The sequence below is a fragment of the Arsukibacterium ikkense genome, from assembly GCF_000987775.1.
Taxonomy (GTDB): domain Bacteria; phylum Pseudomonadota; class Gammaproteobacteria; order Enterobacterales; family Alteromonadaceae; genus Alishewanella; species Alishewanella ikkense.
Window position 1 is genome coordinate 31,505 of record NZ_LAHO01000005.1, and the last position, 16,265, is coordinate 47,769.

General features: G+C 49.4%; 13 protein-coding genes. 5 read left to right on the plus strand and 8 right to left on the minus strand.

The window, feature by feature from the left end; all coding sequences use genetic code 11:
• Positions 1–76: 76 nt before the first annotated feature.
• A complete protein-coding gene (locus WG68_RS06710; protein WP_052748992.1) occupies positions 77–2,680 on the minus strand; it encodes a TonB-dependent receptor plug domain-containing protein in 2,604 nt (867 codons plus the stop codon).
• 424 nt (positions 2,681–3,104) lie between these two features.
• On the opposite strand from WG68_RS06710, the gene WG68_RS06715 reads away from it, so the two are divergent.
• Positions 3,105–3,779, plus strand: coding sequence for a TetR/AcrR family transcriptional regulator (locus WG68_RS06715; RefSeq protein WP_046556909.1), 675 nt, complete (start codon positions 3,105–3,107; stop codon positions 3,777–3,779).
• Between the two features lie 12 nt (positions 3,780–3,791).
• Positions 3,792–6,107, plus strand: a complete 2,316-nt coding sequence (locus WG68_RS06720) for an acyl-CoA dehydrogenase (protein ID WP_046556910.1) — start codon at positions 3,792–3,794, stop codon at positions 6,105–6,107.
• 72 nt (positions 6,108–6,179) lie between these two features.
• Here the strand turns inward: WG68_RS06720 and WG68_RS06725 are convergent, their stop codons facing one another.
• Positions 6,180–7,223: a Leu/Phe/Val dehydrogenase gene (locus WG68_RS06725; RefSeq protein ID WP_046556911.1), complete on the minus strand. Its 1,044-nt coding sequence runs from the start codon at positions 7,221–7,223 to the stop codon at positions 6,180–6,182.
• Between the two features lie 225 nt (positions 7,224–7,448).
• Here WG68_RS06725 and WG68_RS06730 point away from each other — a divergent pair, with 225 nt between their 5' ends.
• Positions 7,449–7,883 carry a DUF4826 family protein gene (locus tag WG68_RS06730; RefSeq protein WP_046556912.1) on the plus strand — a complete coding sequence of 145 codons (435 nt, stop codon included), beginning with the start codon at positions 7,449–7,451 and terminating at the stop codon, positions 7,881–7,883.
• A 92-nt stretch (positions 7,884–7,975) separates the two neighbouring features.
• On the opposite strand, the gene WG68_RS06735 is transcribed toward WG68_RS06730, so the two are convergent.
• From WG68_RS06735 to WG68_RS06755, 5 genes are all read right to left on the minus strand, one after another.
• Positions 7,976–9,130, minus strand: a complete 1,155-nt coding sequence (locus WG68_RS06735; RefSeq protein ID WP_046556913.1) for a ribosomal protein uL16 3-hydroxylase — start codon at positions 9,128–9,130, stop codon at positions 7,976–7,978.
• Between the two features lie 4 nt (positions 9,131–9,134).
• Positions 9,135–10,508, minus strand: a complete 1,374-nt coding sequence (gene purB / locus WG68_RS06740) for an adenylosuccinate lyase (RefSeq protein ID WP_046556914.1) — start codon at positions 10,506–10,508, stop codon at positions 9,135–9,137.
• Between the two features lie 15 nt (positions 10,509–10,523).
• Positions 10,524–11,153 (minus strand): high frequency lysogenization protein HflD, encoded by a 630-nt coding sequence (gene hflD / locus WG68_RS06745; protein ID WP_046556915.1) that lies wholly within the window; start codon positions 11,151–11,153, stop codon positions 10,524–10,526.
• 2 nt (positions 11,154–11,155) lie between these two features.
• Positions 11,156–12,259 carry a tRNA 2-thiouridine(34) synthase MnmA gene (gene mnmA, locus WG68_RS06750; RefSeq protein WP_046556916.1) on the minus strand — a complete coding sequence of 368 codons (1,104 nt, stop codon included), beginning with the start codon at positions 12,257–12,259 and terminating at the stop codon, positions 11,156–11,158.
• A 111-nt stretch (positions 12,260–12,370) separates the two neighbouring features.
• Positions 12,371–12,916 (minus strand): pseudouridine synthase, encoded by a 546-nt coding sequence (locus WG68_RS06755; RefSeq protein ID WP_046557049.1) that lies wholly within the window; start codon positions 12,914–12,916, stop codon positions 12,371–12,373.
• A gap of 280 nt (positions 12,917–13,196) precedes the next feature.
• Here WG68_RS06755 and WG68_RS06760 point away from each other — a divergent pair, with 280 nt between their 5' ends.
• On the plus strand, positions 13,197–15,425 hold the full coding sequence (locus tag WG68_RS06760) for an NADP-dependent isocitrate dehydrogenase (RefSeq protein WP_046556917.1): 2,229 nt from the start codon (positions 13,197–13,199) through the stop codon (positions 15,423–15,425).
• A 95-nt stretch (positions 15,426–15,520) separates the two neighbouring features.
• Here the strand turns inward: WG68_RS06760 and cspD are convergent, their stop codons facing one another.
• Positions 15,521–15,733, minus strand: coding sequence for a cold shock domain-containing protein CspD (cspD, locus tag WG68_RS06765; RefSeq protein ID WP_019676583.1), 213 nt, complete (start codon positions 15,731–15,733; stop codon positions 15,521–15,523).
• Positions 15,734–15,925: 192 nt separating this feature from the next.
• Here cspD and clpS point away from each other — a divergent pair, with 192 nt between their 5' ends.
• A complete protein-coding gene (gene clpS, locus WG68_RS06770; protein ID WP_046556918.1) occupies positions 15,926–16,246 on the plus strand; it encodes an ATP-dependent Clp protease adapter ClpS in 321 nt (106 codons plus the stop codon).
• The last annotated feature ends 19 nt before the right edge of the window (positions 16,247–16,265 follow it).

Genomic DNA, 16,265 nt, shown 5'->3' on the forward strand with positions numbered 1-16,265 from the left:
CGCCAGCTTTAACTTTATGAAAAAGGGGCTTTTAGGCCCCTATCTTGTGTTGGATCAGTGTTGTGTCAGATGAGTTTTAAAAGTTGATGGTGTAACGTGCAGTCCATAAGGTACCAATCCAGTCATGTACTGAACTGGCATAGCCGTTCGTTGGCGATGAGGCATAAGGTGGCTTTTTGTCTGTTAAGTTGCGTACTGACAGTAAGATACGTTGATTGTCGGTAAGCTCGTAGCCAATACTGCCACTAAACACCAGCCAGGCATCCAGAGTTTCGTTGCCACCAAACTTAAAGTCACCGTCACCCAGTTTACTGATGTAGTGAGCTGACAGGCTGGCGCTCCAGTTATTCAGGCTCCAGTCGCTACCAAAATCGGCCACAAAATCAGGCCGGGCAATTTCATTGGCACCACTGAGTTTACCCAGCAAGTCTTCTTTGCCGCTTTCAGGGTTAATTTGCCGCTGATATGAAAAAGTCTTGGTGCCGGCAGCATACAGTTTAAAGGTACCGAATCCAGCGGTATGCAGGCTGTAGTTAATGTTAACATCAACGCCATCTGTTTGCTGGCGACCAACGTTGAAGAAGCCAGTTCTTAAAAATACCAGGTCGTCACCCGCATCCAGTACACAACCGAACTCGCCGTTTAGTGCTGCTATGCTGTTAGTCGTAGGCGCGGTGCCGGCAATACAGGCTTTAAGGGTAGTATTGGCATCCACATCAACAATGTCAGTATGCTCATAACGCCAGTAATCAGCGGTAATTTGCAGGTTTTCAGTCAGGTTCCATGAAAAACCAATATTAATGGCTTCTGAGTTTTCAGCGTCTAAGCCACGATTACCGAGTGTTTCCTGATCAAATTCCAGCTCACCAAACGAAGCACCAAAAGTACCACATAGTGCGTTAAAGGGTTGAGCAGCGCCACAGTTGATGTAGGCCGAGCCCAGAGACTCACCGGCGCCCAGTTGTGACAGGGAAGGGGCTCTGAAACCGGTGCTCCATGAGGTCCGTAGAATAAGTTCGTCGGTTGCCCGGTAGCGCAGCGATAATTTAGGGTTGGTATCACCGCCAAAATCACTGTAGTGGTCATAACGCAATGCGGCAATCAGATCAAGGCTGTCGGTGACAGGCACGTTAAACTCTGCATAAGCCGCATATTGGGTACGATCTGCTGCAGCATCACTGGCACCCAGAGCAAAAACGCCACCACTTTGGGCTATTTGCGAAGGGCGATCAAAGATATCTTCACTACGGAACTCGCCACCAAATACCGCGCTGATATTGCCTGCCGGTAATTCCAGCGCTAAATCGCCGGCGATATTAAAGTCCAGTGAGAAAACTTCAGACTCTCCCACACGTGGCGCCAGTTCGCGCACCGCGGCAATAGCAGCACTATTGTTATCACGGCCTAAATTAAAAGGGTTAAAAGTACCATTCGCAATGCCGTTAGTTACTTTATCGCGGCCCATATAGCCCTGGACATGGGTAATTTCATTTTCGGTTTTACCGTAAGTGGCGGCCGTTTCCCAGGACCACAGGCCCAATTCACCCCGTAATCCGGCTAATAACCGGTAGCTGGTAGTGTCATAATCCTGTAGCCGGGTTTCCGGGAAACGGGAGCGAACGCGGATCTGATTCATTTGACCATCGGCGGCATCGATATCGCGGGCCCATTGCGGCACCAGCGGTGAATTACCGGCAATCCTTACATCAAAGGCTGCGGCCGAATCGTATGCCGAACCGCTATTATTCTGAAACATGGCTTCGGCAAAAAATTCATTACCGTTAGCCAGCTGGTAATTGTGGTGCAGGGTAGCGCCAATAGCCGTAGTATCAGGCTGAATAGCGCGTTCGATAACGTAGTCATAGCGACAACGGGTGCCGCCGTTACTGACATCTGTGCCACACCACGGCTCGGCATAATCGCTACCGTCAATGGTTACCCGGGTGCTGGACTTTAATGTCACGTCAATAGGGCGGTCACTGTTAAATAATGCTTTGCGGTCAAAGTAATCAACGACCAGTGTGGTGTTGCTGTTTTCGGTATTGAAGCCGCCAACATAGGTCAGATTGGTGCGGCCAAAATTACTGCTTTTGGTATCGTCGCCATAGGACACTGAAATCTCGTGGCCTTCAACGTCTTTACGCAGGATAAAGTTAATGACCCCGGCTATGGCATCAGAGCCATAAACAGAGGAGGCGCCGTCGGTCAATACTTCCACCCTCTCCAGGGCAGACATCGGAATGGAGTTAACGTTGACAAAGGAATCAAAACCATTGGTAAAGGAGTCAACAGCAACCCGGCGACCATTAACTAACACCAGTGTGGAGCTACTACCTAGTCCCCGTAAACTGACCCCTGACGAACCGGCAGGAGAACCATCAGCGCCACCGACACCGCCATTTTCAGTGAAGGTACCGGCACTCGAGGCCTGGGGCAGATCACGCAGAAAGGAGCCCACGCTGTCATAACCACGCCGGGCCATATCATCGCGGCTGAATATCTGCACCGGGTTGGCGCCTTCCATATCCACGCCTTTTAAGCGTGAACCAGTGATTTGAATTTTTTCAATCTTCTGCTCTTCGGCAGCGTTTTCCTCAGCGGCCAGAACATGTTGGCCGGTAGTGGCCAATATAACTGCTGCGCTTAAGGTCGATAGCTTCATTTTTGCTTTAAAGTACATACACATTCCTCTGGATTACAAACGTTGCCTTTATCGGCAATCTGATTAAAAAAGGGAAAAGTGCGTCAAAGCAGAAACGTAAAGTAACCCCTCTGGCAAGTTAAAGGCAGTAAAATACTGAGATTATTTAATATGCATGTAAGGGGCAGCCTCTGCCTGACGCAGAGGGAGAACTAATTATTGAACCATTCAGATAGGTAGAACGGAGGGCAGTAGTAGCGATGATTGCTTGCGCATTTTTGCATCAGGCTGCTCTCCGGAAGATGTGACATGATTAAGATAACAGCAAAGTTCGCTCAGCGGCGAAATAATGTCAAGCTATTTTTATTATGCTCATCAAGTCTGACCAGTAATGTTTTCTGGCTTGACAACTTCTGGATTCAAACGTACATTTCAAACACTTGTTTAAATTTGTGTGGTGGGCATGGTCGCAAAACAAAATACCCAACAAAAAATTCTTGATGCGGCGCAAAGTCTGTTTGCTGACACCGGCTTTAACGATACGTCTTTGCGTCAGATCACCAGTTTGGCCGAAGTGAATCTGGCCGCTGTCAATTATCATTTTGGTTCGAAAAAAGAGCTGATTCAGGCGGTGTTGCAACGCTATTTACGCGTGTTGATGGCTCGTTTAGATCAGGAGTTTAACCAGTTGCTGGCGGTGCAGCATCCCAATAACCTGACACAGGTGCTGGCTGTTTTTGTTAAACCCTTGCTGGAACTTAATTCGGTGCACACCAATGGCACCCGGATATTTTTACAGTTGCTGGGGCGTGGCTACACCGATGTGCAAGGCCATTTGCGCTGGTTTATTAACCAGCATTATGGCCGGGTACTTGATAAATTTGTGTTACTGGTGCAGCAATCCTGCCCGGAGTTGCCAGCCAGTGAGTTGTTCTGGCGCTTGCATTTTTCGTTGGGCACTATTGTTTTTACCATGGCATCAAATGAAGCGCTTGCCGAGATTGCGCAGGCAGATTTTAACGAAGAAGTTGATATTGAAGGCGTTATTCAACGTTTGCTGCCGTATTTAGCAGCAGGTATTGCCGCGCCGGTTTTTACTCGTTCACAACCTCAGCAGCAGTTACGCTCAGGTACTTAAAGGAAGTCTGTTATGGCGATTATGTTAATTTTAGTGTTGGTCATTGTCGTGGTGTTGGGCGTGACGGATATCCGGCGCAGCCTGATCAGCAAACCGGTGTTTGCGGTATTTAAAAAGATCTTGCCGCCTTTGTCCGACACCGAGCGTGAAGCGATGGAAGCAGGTGATGTCTGGTGGGATGGCGAACTGTTCAAAGGCAAACCGGATTGGCAAAAACTGCACGCTATTCCAAAAGCCGAATTATCGGCCGACGAGCAGGCGTTTATGAGCAATCAGGTTGAAACACTGCTGGCGATGCTGGACGACTATAAAATAGTGCAGGAAGACCGCGATCTGCCCAAAGCCGTGTGGGACTATATAAAAAGCGAAGGTTTTTTCGCGATGATTATCCCCAAAGCCTATGGTGGCCGTGAATTTTCGGCTATTGCCAACTCGACCATCGTCTCTCGCATTGCGACCCGTAGCTTAACCGCAGCGGTTACCGTGATGGTGCCAAACTCGTTAGGTCCCGGTGAGCTGCTAATGCACTATGGTACCCAGGCACAGAAAGATTTCTGGCTGCCAAGTTTAGCCAAGGGTACCGACGTGCCTTGCTTTGCCCTGACAGGCCCGGAGGCCGGCTCCGATGCGGGTGGTATTCCGGATACCGGAATCATTTGTAAAGGTGAATTTGAAGGTAAGGAAGTACTGGGTATTAAGCTGAACTGGGATAAACGCTACATTACTCTGGCACCAGTGGCGACAGTGCTAGGCCTGGCATTTAAGCTGTACGACCCCCAAAAGTTGCTGGGCGACAAACAAGATCTTGGTATTACCTGCGCCTTAATTCCTACCAGCCATCAGGGGGTGGAAATTGGCGACCGTCACTTCCCGATGAATATGGCGTTTATGAACGGCACTACCTACGGTAAAGATGTGTTTATCCCTATTGACTGGATTATTGGTGGCCCGGATTATGCCGGTCGTGGCTGGCGGATGCTGGTAGAGTGTTTATCAGCCGGGCGTGGTATTTCGCTGCCGGCTCTGGCAACCGCTACCGGTCATTTAGCAACCCGGATGACCAGTGCGTACGGCTACGTGCGCCAGCAGTTTGGTATGTCGATTGGCAAGTTTGAAGGGGTGCAGGAAGGGATGGCCCGGATTGGAGGGCTGACTTATACCCTGGAAGCGATGCGGGTGATGACTGCCGGTGCTATTGATTTAAAACTGAGCCCATCGGTGGTAACCGCAATTGCCAAGTATCATATGACTGAAATGTCGCGCACTTTATTAAATGATGCTTTTGATATTCATGCTGGTAAAGCGATTCAGTGTGGGCCTATGAACTATCTGGCGCATGGCTATATGGGTGTGCCCATCTCGATTACGGTTGAAGGCGCTAATATATTAACCCGTAACCTGATGATTTTTGGCCAGGGGGCAACGCGTTGCCACCCTTATGTATTGGCAGAGCTGGCCGCAGCCGCCAACCCTGACGCCGAAGAGGGCTTGAAGCAGTTCGATAAGTTGTTAATTAATCACGTTGGCTTTGCTATTGGCAATACCTTTGCCGCCTTATGGCAGGGTATTACCGCTGGCGCTTTCAATAGTGCGCCGGTGGCGGGCGAAACCGTGCGTTACTACAAACAGCTAAGCAGGATGAGTCGTGCTTTGGCACTCAGCGCTGATATCTCGATGCTGATGCTGGGCGGCGATTTAAAGCGTAAAGAAATGCTGTCAGCACGGTTGGGTGACGTGTTAAGCCAGTTGTATATTGCTTCGGCCGTGCTGAAGTTTTACGAAGACAATGGCCGTCAGCAAGCTGATTTACCCTTTGTGCATTACAGTGTGCAACGAGCACTGTTTGAAATTGGCAAGGCTTTTGATGGCTTCCTGGTTAATTTCCCGAACCGGGTGGTAGCACGAGTTATTCGTACCCTGGTGTTCCCATTTGGCATTGGTTACAAAATGCCGGCCGATGATATTGCCATTGCCATTTGCACTGCGCTGGCGAAACCTGGCGTGATCCGCGATCGCTTAACCCACCTCTGTTATATTGGTCAGGCTGAAGATGATGCAACCGGCCTGATGGAAGCGGCGTTTAGCGCGATGCATAAAGCCCAGCCATTAATGAAGAAAATTTATCAGGCGCAGCGTGAAGGCAAGCTGGCACGTAAACTGCCGCTGCTTGACAGCATTGCCCAGGCGTTGCAGTTGGCAGTAATTAGCGAGGCAGAAGCCGCACAGTTAACTGAAATGAACCGGTTACGCTTTAAATCGATTTCGGTTGATAGTTTTAAACCTGGCGTGTTGTCAGCAATGGCCATTAAAAACCAAGACGCTGCCTGATGTAAAGCGGGTAAGCTAAAACTAAAAACCGGAGCATTGTGCTCCGGTTTTTTATTGCGCTATTAATCGGGTTTATTGTGGGCCGCGGGCAATAATTTCCTGGGCCATGACATCAGCGATATCACTGGTTGATTTGCCTTCGGCATCTGCACGTTGGAAAATATTCAGCAGGGTATGATAAATCTGGTTTACTTTGGCGGTTGAATCGGCGGCATTATAGCCTTCAGGGCGCATTTCACAGGCCACATTGATAATACCACCGGCGTTAATCACATAATCCGGTGCGTACAAAATACCACGCTGGCGTAGCATGTCGCCATGGCGGGCATGCTGTAACTGGTTGTTGGCGCAGCCTGCTACTACCCTGGCTTTTAACAAGCCAATGGTTTCATCGTTCAGGGTGGCACCCAATGCACAAGGGGCATAAACGTCAGCGTCCACTGCATAAATACCATGTAAGCCAACTGCTACAGCACCAAATTGCGCCACTGCGCGTTCAACCGATGCCTGATTGATGTCGGTAACAATCAGTTTGGCACCTTCCTGGTGTAAATATTCACATAAGCCATAACCAACACTGCCCAGGCCTTGTACCGCTACTGTTTTACCTGCTAAATCGGCAGAGCCAAATTGATGCATGGCTGCAGCCTTGACACCCTGATAGGTGCCCAGCGCCGTAAAGGGGCCAGGGTTGCCGCTTTTGCCTTCTAAACCGGCGACAAACGGCGTTTCTTTGTTTACCTGCATTATATCACCAGTGGTAATATTAACGTCTTCCGCACTGTAATAACTGCCACCAAGCCGATGCAGCATACGGCCAAATGCCCTAAACAGCGCCTCAGACTTAATGGTTTTTGCCTCACCAATAATCACCGATTTACCGCCACCCAATGGCAAACCAGCCATTGCATTTTTATATGTCATACCGCGGGACAGGCGCAACACATCAACAATCGCTTCCTCGTCAGAGGCGTAATTCCACAGGCGGCAACCACCAACAGCCGGGCCCAAACGGGTACTGTGTACAGCGATAATGGCCCGCAGACCGGTTTCCTGATCACTGCAGAACACGACTTGCTCATGGTTGTCGAATTCAGGATGATTAAATACTGCCACGTCTGATTCTCCCTCGATAATACGGTTAGTTGTAAGCTGGCGCTAAGCAAGCTTTTTGCGCCGCGGAATGTAACATTTCAACCAGGGTTACGCTATATATCGGCAAAAATAACAGCTGGTCAGATAAGTTAATTGTCGACAATTATCACCGGCGCTTGATTGTGTCGTCTGACTCCCTTAAAGTAACGCCAATGTTGAAGGTAAATTCTTTATTGGAAGTATAAAATGAGTGAGCAGTTAACTCAGCAAGAGCAGCAAGCAGCCGGGGAACAACAGCGGGTAGAGTGGATCCGTAGCCAGTTTCAAAAAGCCAATCAGTATCTCGCCGGCAAAGGGATTATTCCTGATAATGTGGCAGTAACCGAGAGCCGTTACATGCCACCGCTGGTTGCACTTTGGAAGCTGAATACTAAGGATAAACAAGCATTTTGGGTGATCAGCGGTGATTTGCCCACTGATCATATGCCATTTTCTGCAGCGGCAAATGCGCGTGATGCGATGCGCTCATTTTCTTTAAACTGGCAGTTGAAAGCTGAGCATATCGTCAACAGTGAGTCTGTTGATAAAACCCAGCAGGATTTTGCTAATTTGTTGGTAAGCCGCGCGCAGGGCTTATACGAGTTGTTTGAAGATGATGCTTTGTGGCAGAGCCAAGCTTAAGCCACTGTAACGCTCAGTATACAGAATAGAAAAAAAACCGCAGACTCTGCGGTTTTTTTTGATCAAAAGTGAGTGACTTACTGGCGCTGGATTTACCCGGTAAAGTGCCAGTAACCGAGATTAATAAAATGCACCAATAAGCCCAATCGCTCGGGCAGCGCCAGAAAATAGCGGCATTGCTGTTCATCTAACTGGCGTTGTTCAGTCAGTAACCTGGCGGTTATTAGTTCATTACCTGGCAGCAAATATTGCTCGCCATTGATAAATAGTGCGATATCGGCAGTAGCATCTGCCTGATGGTAACAACAACGTAAACCACCGGTAATCGTCAGCACTGAGCCTTCTTCCAGATACTCGGCAATTTCGTCAGCCTGGTACTGTGGATCGGGTTCCTGTAAGTCTAATTCATGCTTGGCTCGGCTAATATACTGGCCGAACCACAAGGGTAAGCTGGTTTCATCACTGACTAATTGCTGAAGTAACTGTTTAACCTGAGTTAAGTCAGCCGCGCCTAACTCGCCAATATTCTGGCAAACTGGCCGCTCTGGATCAGTGAAACGCTTGCCGCTGATATCGTTATCTATCAGGTAGTCGGCCAGCCCGGTCAACAAGTCCTTCTGGGCCGGCGCGCGAAAACCGACCGAGTAGTTTAAACTGTTTTCCTCTGAAATGCCTTCGTGCGGGCAGCCCGGCGGAATATAAAGAATATCACCCGGCTCCATAATGACATCAATACAGGCAGTAAAGGGGCTTACTTGTAGTAGTCTGGGGTGCGGGCAGAATTGCTGTAAACTGCTGTCGGGCATGCCGACCCGCCAGTGCCGTTTGCCCAGGCCCTGAATAATAAACACATCATACTGGTCCAGGTGCGGGCCGACACCACCACCGGGCGTGGAAAAGCTGACCATCAGATCGTCTATCCGCCAGTTGGGAATAAACCGGAACGGCTGTAGCAGCAGTGCCGCATCGGCATGCCAATGGTCAACTGCCTGGACTAAAATGGTCCAGTCGCGTTCGCCAAAACGGCTGAAATCCTCTATTGGGCCTGTTTCCATTTGCCAGTCACCATTAGTACATAACACCACCCGCGACTCAATCTCTTCTTCCAGCGCCAGGCCTGCCAGCTCGTCAGGCGACAGTGGGTCGGTAAAATTTTTAAACCCTTGTTTTAGTAATAGCGGTTTCTTCTGCCAGAACTCGGCTAAAAAGCGCGCTGGGGTTAAGTCGGCAAAATTCAGTGTGTACATAAGGTTATTCACCGAGTTTATCTACCAGCGCGATGGCATCGCCAATATAGTTAGCCGGCGTTAGCTGTTTTAACTCGGTTTTAACCTGCTCAGGCAATGCCAGTGTATCAATAAAGCGCGCTAAATCAGCCTGGTTAATCCGTTTGCCACGGGTCAGCTCTTTCAGTTTCTCATAAGGCTTTTCAATACCGTATTTACGCATTACGGTTTGTACCGGCTCTGCCAGTAACTCCCAGTTAGCGTCTAACTCAGCCAGTAGGGCAGGCGCATTGACTTCCAGCTTGCTAATGCCTTTTAACGTCGCCTGGTAGGCGATCAGGGTATAACCAAACCCCATGCCGAGGTTACGCAATACGGTTGAATCAGTCAGATCACGCTGCCAGCGTGACACGGGCAACTTGGCTGATAAATGGTTAAACAAGGCATTGGCGATGCCCAGGTTACCTTCAGAATTTTCGAAATCGATCGGGTTTACTTTGTGTGGCATGGTAGAGGAGCCAATTTCACCGGCAACCGTTTTTTGTTTAAAATGACCCAGCGCTATATAACCCCAGATATCACGGTCAAAATCAAGCAGGATGGTATTAAAACGGGCTACGGCATCGAACAGCTCGGCAATGTAATCGTGCGGTTCAATCTGGGTGGTGTAGGGGTTAAAGCTTAAACCCAGGCTGGTGACAAACTGCTCCGCAAACTGGTGCCAGTCCAGCTGTGGATAAGCTGATAAATGGGCGTTATAGTTGCCAACGGCACCATTGATTTTACCCATAATATCGACTGAGGCAATCTGATCGCGCTGGCGCTTTAAGCGGGCGTATACGTTGGCCATTTCTTTACCCATGGTGGTAGGTGAAGCGGGTTGACCATGGGTGCGTGCCATCATGGCAACGGTTTTATGTTCGCTGGCCAGATTTTTGATGGCAGCCAGCAAGGCATCACACTGCGGCAATAACACCTCATTACGAGCCTGGCTTAGCATTAAACCATGCGACAGATTATTAATGTCTTCTGAGGTACAGGCAAAGTGAATAAACTCGCTGATAGCATTGAGCTCACTGTTGGCGGCCACTTTTTCTTTCAGCAGGTATTCTACCGCTTTTACATCATGGTTGGTGGTACGCTCAATGTCTTTTACCCGCTGTGCATCTGCCAGACTGAAATTGTCGACAATATCGTTCAGCAACTGATTAGCTGCGGCTGACAGAGCCGGTACTTCAGTAATGGCTTTGGTGGCCGCCAGTTGTTGTAACCAGCGTACTTCAACAGTAACCCGGTATTTAATCAGACCAAACTCACTGAAATACGGGCGTAGCTCAACCGTCTTGCTACCATAGCGGCCGTCAACCGGGGATATGGTGGTAAGGGCATTAAGTTCCATGAAAACTCCTGAAGTTTAAGGTGTGGTCTGTGCCAGCATCTGCCGGGCAACCGCAACCAGTTTGCGACGTTTAAAAATAAAGTTTAGCCGGCTGCCGCCTGCCTGGCGCCACAACACGGCAGCCCGCACCGCGGCCAGTAACAATGCCCGTACTTTTTGCTGCACTGCGGCTTGTTTTAGTAATTCAGGTTGGCCATAAACCTGAATACGGCTGCCCAGGCTGCTGATACATTCGCTGTAAATATCGGCCAGACGGCCAACGATGTTGTCATCCGTCACGCTAAAATGTTGCAACTGCCGCTCTAACTGGCCGAGTTGCTTGCCAAGCTCAGCCATATTGCCGCGGCTTTTGTTCAGCTTGCGTTCCAGCGCCAATACCCCAACTAAATAGCGGGTGAGCTCAACATCTTTTTTCGGTTTATCTCCCAGCTGGTCAATAATCAGCTGCAGGCCTGTCGTTAAGTTTGCCGGGTCATCGCCATATACCGCCAGCGGCGAGTCAGGGCTCAGGTTGGCTATGCTGGCCAGGCTGGTGTTATACAGTCCGGAGTCCAGTTTGTTATGCCGGGCCAGGCTTTGCAGCAGGCTGACAGCCTGACACAGACCTGCCAGGCCAATAATTTGGTTAGCTAAAGAGTGTTGCATAGTTATTTAATGGCCTTGTCGATAATGCCGCCGCCTAAACAGACGTCATCAAGATAAAATACCGCAGACTGGCCTGGGGTAACGGCTTTTTGTGGCTGGTCAAATATCACCTGATACTGATCGTCGGCCAGCGCTGAAAGAGTGCAGCTGATATCGGTCTGGCGATAGCGGGTTTTTACAGTGCAGCGTAAGGTTTGCTGTGGCCCGGTACGGTCGACCCAATGCAACTGGCTGGCAATCAGACCACTGGCCAGCAATGCCGGATGGTCATGACCCTGCGCCACCAATAAACGGTTTTGCGGCAAGTCTTTTGCCACCACATACCAGGGGTTATCACTACCGTCTCGCAGACCACCTATTTTCAGGCCTTTGCGCTGGCCCAGCGTATGGTACATCAAACCGTCGTGGCGGCCCAGCACCTGCTGATCATCAATGCTGACAATGTCGCCTGGCTGTGCAGGCAGATATTGCTGTAAAAAATCCTTAAATTTACGCTCACCGATAAAACAGATACCGGTAGAATCTTTTTTATCATGAGTAATCAGCCCCTGTTGTTCGGCTATTGCCCGCACCGCAGGCTTTTCCAGCTCACCTATTGGAAACAGCGTCTGGCTGACATGCTCTTCGCCCAGGGTATACAAAAAGTAGCTTTGGTCTTTATTGCTATCCAGGCCACGTAACAGTTGCCAGTGGCCGTTTTGCTGGCGGCGGCGCACATAATGGCCGGTCGCAATATAATCGGCCCCCAGTGCTTCGGCGGCAAACTCAAGAAAGGCTTTAAACTTAATCTCTTTGTTGCACATAATGTCAGGGTTCGGGGTACGGCCGGCCCGGTATTCTGCTAAGAAATACTCAAACACGTTGTCCCAGTACTCCGCCGCAAAATTGACTTTATGCAGCGGGATACCAAGCTTGTCGCAGACCTGCTGGGCATCGTGCATGTCTTCGGCGGCAGCACAGTATTCATCATTGTCGTCTTCTTCCCAGTTTTTCATAAACAGGCCTTCGACCTGATAACCCTGCTGGATTAATAAGTAGGCTGAAACTGAGGAATCTACGCCGCCGGACATGCCGACGATGACTTTTTTACTGCTGTTAGCTGACATTACACCACACTGACTCTGACAAAAAAGAAGGCGCGCAGTATAGCACTAATTTGGCGGGTAAAAAATCGTTATCGCCAGCATTGCCGCAGCTTATGTGCCAACCAAGACTATTTATAAATGGACAACCCGATATTCTCCGGGTTGCAGCGGATCCAATTGCCAGGGGCCGATCTGGCAACGGACTAAGCGCAGGGTGGCAAAACCAACAGCAGCAGTCATCCGGCGTACCTGACGGTTGCGGCCCTCGGTAATCGTCAGGCTTAACCAACTGGTCGGGATATTGGCCCGATAACGCACCGGTGGGTTACGTGGCCACAGCGTGGGTGGTGTTATAGGCTCTGCTATTGCCGGTAGCGTAGGACCGTCTTTTAATATCACGCCCTGGCGCAGGTTATTCAGGGCCTCATCGGTGATGTCGCCCTCTACCTGTACCCAGTACGTTTTTGGTGCTTTATGTTTTGGATCGCTTAGCTGGTGCTGAGTGCGACCGCAATTGGTCAGTAACAGCAGGCCTTCACTGTCGCGATCGAGCCGGCCCGCCGGATAGACATCTTTCAGTGCTATATAGTCGGCCAGGGTGGCGCGGGCAGGTGTGCTGTTGTCAGTAAACTGGCTGAGCACATCGTAAGGTTTATTGAACAATACCAATAGTGGAATTTCGACCTTGGTCCTATTGTTTTTTTCGCTATTTGGCTTATGTTGCCTGTGGCGAAAAGGCGCTGAGTGTGTCAAAGCTTCTTCCTGTAAGTCTGTTAACGTTGTTGTCAGTCAGCAACACTGCCGGCAGTGCTGCGCCTGTTTTAATCAGTTTGATGCTGGTATACTAACGGCCGTTGTTTTTGCTGCGTTTTAAACAATAATCACAGTGTTACAGTGTTAGCGCGGCACACCCCGCGGGCTCCCGTGGACATTCCGCGATTACAATACAGGAACTAACATGTCGAAAGAAAGTGCAACAATCATTTATACCATCACTGATGAAGCGCCCGCGTTGGCGACTCATTCTTTGCTACCTGTTATTCAGGCATTTTCTGCAGCTGCAGGTATTGCTGTTGAAACCCGCGATATTTCGTTATCAGGGCGTATCATTGCCAGTTTTCCGGATTTTTTACAGCCAGAGCAGCGGATGAGCGATGCGCTGGCTGAACTGGGCGAAATGGCCAAAACGCCAGCAGCCAATATTATCAAGTTGCCAAACATCAGTGCTTCCGTGCCGCAGTTAAAAGCAGCCATTAAAGAACTGCAAAGCCAGGGTTATGCCCTGCCAGATTATCCGCCAGAGCCAAAAACTGAGCAAGAGCGTGATGTGAAAGCGCGCTATGACAAAATTAAAGGTAGTGCGGTAAATCCGGTACTGCGTGAAGGCAACTCTGATCGTCGCGCCCCGGCGTCTGTTAAGCAATATGCTAAAAAGAACCCGCACAGTATGGGAGCCTGGCAGGCAGACTCTGCCTCGCATGTTGCGCATATGAGCAGCGGCGATTTTTATGGCTCTGAGCAGTCGACCACAATCAGCAGTGCCGATACCTTGCGCATAGAGCTACACCAGACAGACGGTGCGGTTAGCGTATTAAAAGAGAAGGTAGCCGTACTGGCAGATGAAATTATTGATGCGGCCACCATGAGCTGCAGAGCATTACGAGATTTCTATGCGGCTGAAATTGCCGATGCCAAAGCGAAAGGTGTGCTGTTCTCGTTGCATTTAAAAGCCACCATGATGAAAGTATCTGATCCCATCATGTTTGGCCATGCGGTGCAGGTGTTTTATCAGGAAATTTTCAGCAAATATGCTGCCGAATTTGCTGAAGCAGGTGTTGATGTCAGCAATGGTTTAGGTGATGTGTATTCTAAAATCAGCAGCTTGCCAGCAGCCAAACAGCAGGAAATTAAAGACGCTATCGCCGCGCTTTACGCTGCAAAACCTGCCATGGCGATGGTAAATTCAGACAAGGGTATCACTAACTTGCATGTGCCTAGTGATGTGATTATTGATGCTTCTATGCCGGCGATGATCCGCAGCTCAGGCCAGATGTGGGGCCCGGATGGCCAGCTAAAAGACACCAAAGCCGTGATCCCAGACCGCTGTTATGCCGGCGTATATCAGGAAACTATTAATTTCTGTAAAGAAAATGGTGCTTTTGACCCGCGGACTATGGGCTCAGTACCGAACGTTGGCCTGATGGCGCAAAAAGCAGAAGAGTATGGCTCGCATGACAAAACCTTTGAAATTGCGGCCGCAGGTACAGTGAAAGTGTTAAACAGTCAGGGTGATGTGTTGTTCAGCCACCCGGTGGAACAAGGTGATATCTGGCGCATGTGTCAGGTTAAAGATGCAGCAATTCGTGACTGGGTAAAACTGGCGGTGAATCGTTCACGGTTAAGTGGCACCCCGGCCATATTCTGGCTGGACAGTGAGCGGGCGCATGACGCCCAGCTGATTAACAAAGTACAGCGTTACTTACAAGATCATGATATCAATGGTCTGGACATCCAGATTATGGCGCCGGAAACAGCGACTCGTCATACTTTGGCCCGGATTAAGCAGGGTCTGGACACCATTTCGGTAACCGGTAATGTGCTACGTGATTACCTAACAGACTTATTCCCGATTTTAGAGCTTGGCACCAGTGCCAAGATGTTGTCGGTAGTACCACTGATGAATGGTGGTGGCCTGTTTGAAACCGGCGCTGGCGGCTCTGCCCCTAAACATGTTGAGCAGTTTGTAGAAGAAAACCATCTGCGCTGGGATTCGCTGGGCGAGTTTCTGGCGTTAGCGGCGTCGTTGGAGCATTTATCTCAGGTGACCGGTAACAGTGCGGCGAAAGTACTTGCTGACAGTCTGGATAAAGCAACCGCGACCTTCCTGGATAATGATAAATCGCCACGGCGCAAAGCGGGGGAGCTGGATAACCGCGGCAGTCACTACTATTTGGCGCTGTACTGGGCGCAGGAGCTGGCAAAACAGACAACCGATACCTTACTGGCAGCACGGTTTAACACGCTGGCAGACGCCATGCAGGCTAACGAGCAGCAGATACTCTCTGAACTGAACGGTGTGCAGGGTAAACCAGTAGATATTGGCGGCTATTACAAACCTAATGATAAATTAGTGGCTGAGGCAATGCGGCCAAGCGTCACCTTAAACCGCACTTTACAAGCGCTGTAAGCTTACCCTGGCTGTTATGCCATAAAAAAAGCAGGCGTTAAGCCTGCTTTTTTGTTAGTAGATGCCGATGCCAGGTCGGTACAACGATGGAAAAGTTATTCTTCGCCGGGGAGCTTAATATTAACAGCATGCAGCCCTTTTGGGCCTTCAGACAGATCGAACACCACATCCTGGCCTGCTTTTAGCGTGCGGTAGCCATCCATGCTAATGGTAGAATAATGCGCGAAGATATCTTCATCACGGCCATCTTCACGAATAAACCCAAATCCCTTGGCATTATTGAACCATTTTACTTTACCGGTAGCCATACTACTTACTTCCTTCTCTAAGTTAGCTATATTCTGTATTCTAGAGTGAACTTGAAGGGGACTTGTTCAGCCCCAATATCTAATGTAGATAATTTAAGCAAACAGTCAAGCTATTTGCAAAAATAGTGCGAATTTTTTACTAATTTTTAATAAAAGCGCCTTTGCTGGTTGGCGCAGGCATGGCTATAGTTTATGAGCGGCAAGCAAAATTTAGATACGAAACACGATGATCTGGCAGAACTGACCCGACAAAGGGTTGCTCCGCCACCAATGTATAAGGTGATTTTGCACAATGACGACTACACTCCTATGGACTTTGTCATTGATGTGCTCACCCGATTTTTTAATATGCAGTACGAAAAAGCCAGTGAAATAATGTTGAAGGTGCATTACGAGGGCAGTGCAGTGTGCGGTATTTATACTGCTGAAATTGCAGAAACTAAAGTGCAGCAGGTGGTGCAGTATGCAAAAGAGCATCAGCATCCGTTGCTGTGCACAATGGAGCGCGCTTAGGTATGTCTTGGCATGGTCT

What these genes read in the sequence shown, in the direction of transcription:
- WG68_RS06710 (WP_052748992.1), bottom strand. Translation starts at nt 2,680, where the DNA reads ATGTACTTTAAAGCAAAAATGAAGCTATCGACCTTAAGCGCAGCAGTT.
- WG68_RS06715 (WP_046556909.1), top strand. Translation starts at nt 3,105, where the DNA reads ATGGTCGCAAAACAAAATACCCAACAAAAAATTCTTGATGCGGCGCAA.
- WG68_RS06720 (WP_046556910.1), top strand. Translation starts at nt 3,792, where the DNA reads ATGGCGATTATGTTAATTTTAGTGTTGGTCATTGTCGTGGTGTTGGGC.
- WG68_RS06730 (WP_046556912.1), top strand. Translation starts at nt 7,449, where the DNA reads ATGAGTGAGCAGTTAACTCAGCAAGAGCAGCAAGCAGCCGGGGAACAA.
- WG68_RS06735 (WP_046556913.1), bottom strand. Translation starts at nt 9,130, where the DNA reads ATGTACACACTGAATTTTGCCGACTTAACCCCAGCGCGCTTTTTAGCC.
- purB (WP_046556914.1), bottom strand. Translation starts at nt 10,508, where the DNA reads ATGGAACTTAATGCCCTTACCACCATATCCCCGGTTGACGGCCGCTAT.
- hflD (WP_046556915.1), bottom strand. Translation starts at nt 11,153, where the DNA reads ATGCAACACTCTTTAGCTAACCAAATTATTGGCCTGGCAGGTCTGTGT.
- mnmA (WP_046556916.1), bottom strand. Translation starts at nt 12,259, where the DNA reads ATGTCAGCTAACAGCAGTAAAAAAGTCATCGTCGGCATGTCCGGCGGC.
- WG68_RS06760 (WP_046556917.1), top strand. Translation starts at nt 13,197, where the DNA reads ATGTCGAAAGAAAGTGCAACAATCATTTATACCATCACTGATGAAGCG.
- cspD (WP_019676583.1), bottom strand. Translation starts at nt 15,733, where the DNA reads ATGGCTACCGGTAAAGTAAAATGGTTCAATAATGCCAAGGGATTTGGG.
- clpS (WP_046556918.1), top strand. Translation starts at nt 15,926, where the DNA reads ATGAGCGGCAAGCAAAATTTAGATACGAAACACGATGATCTGGCAGAA.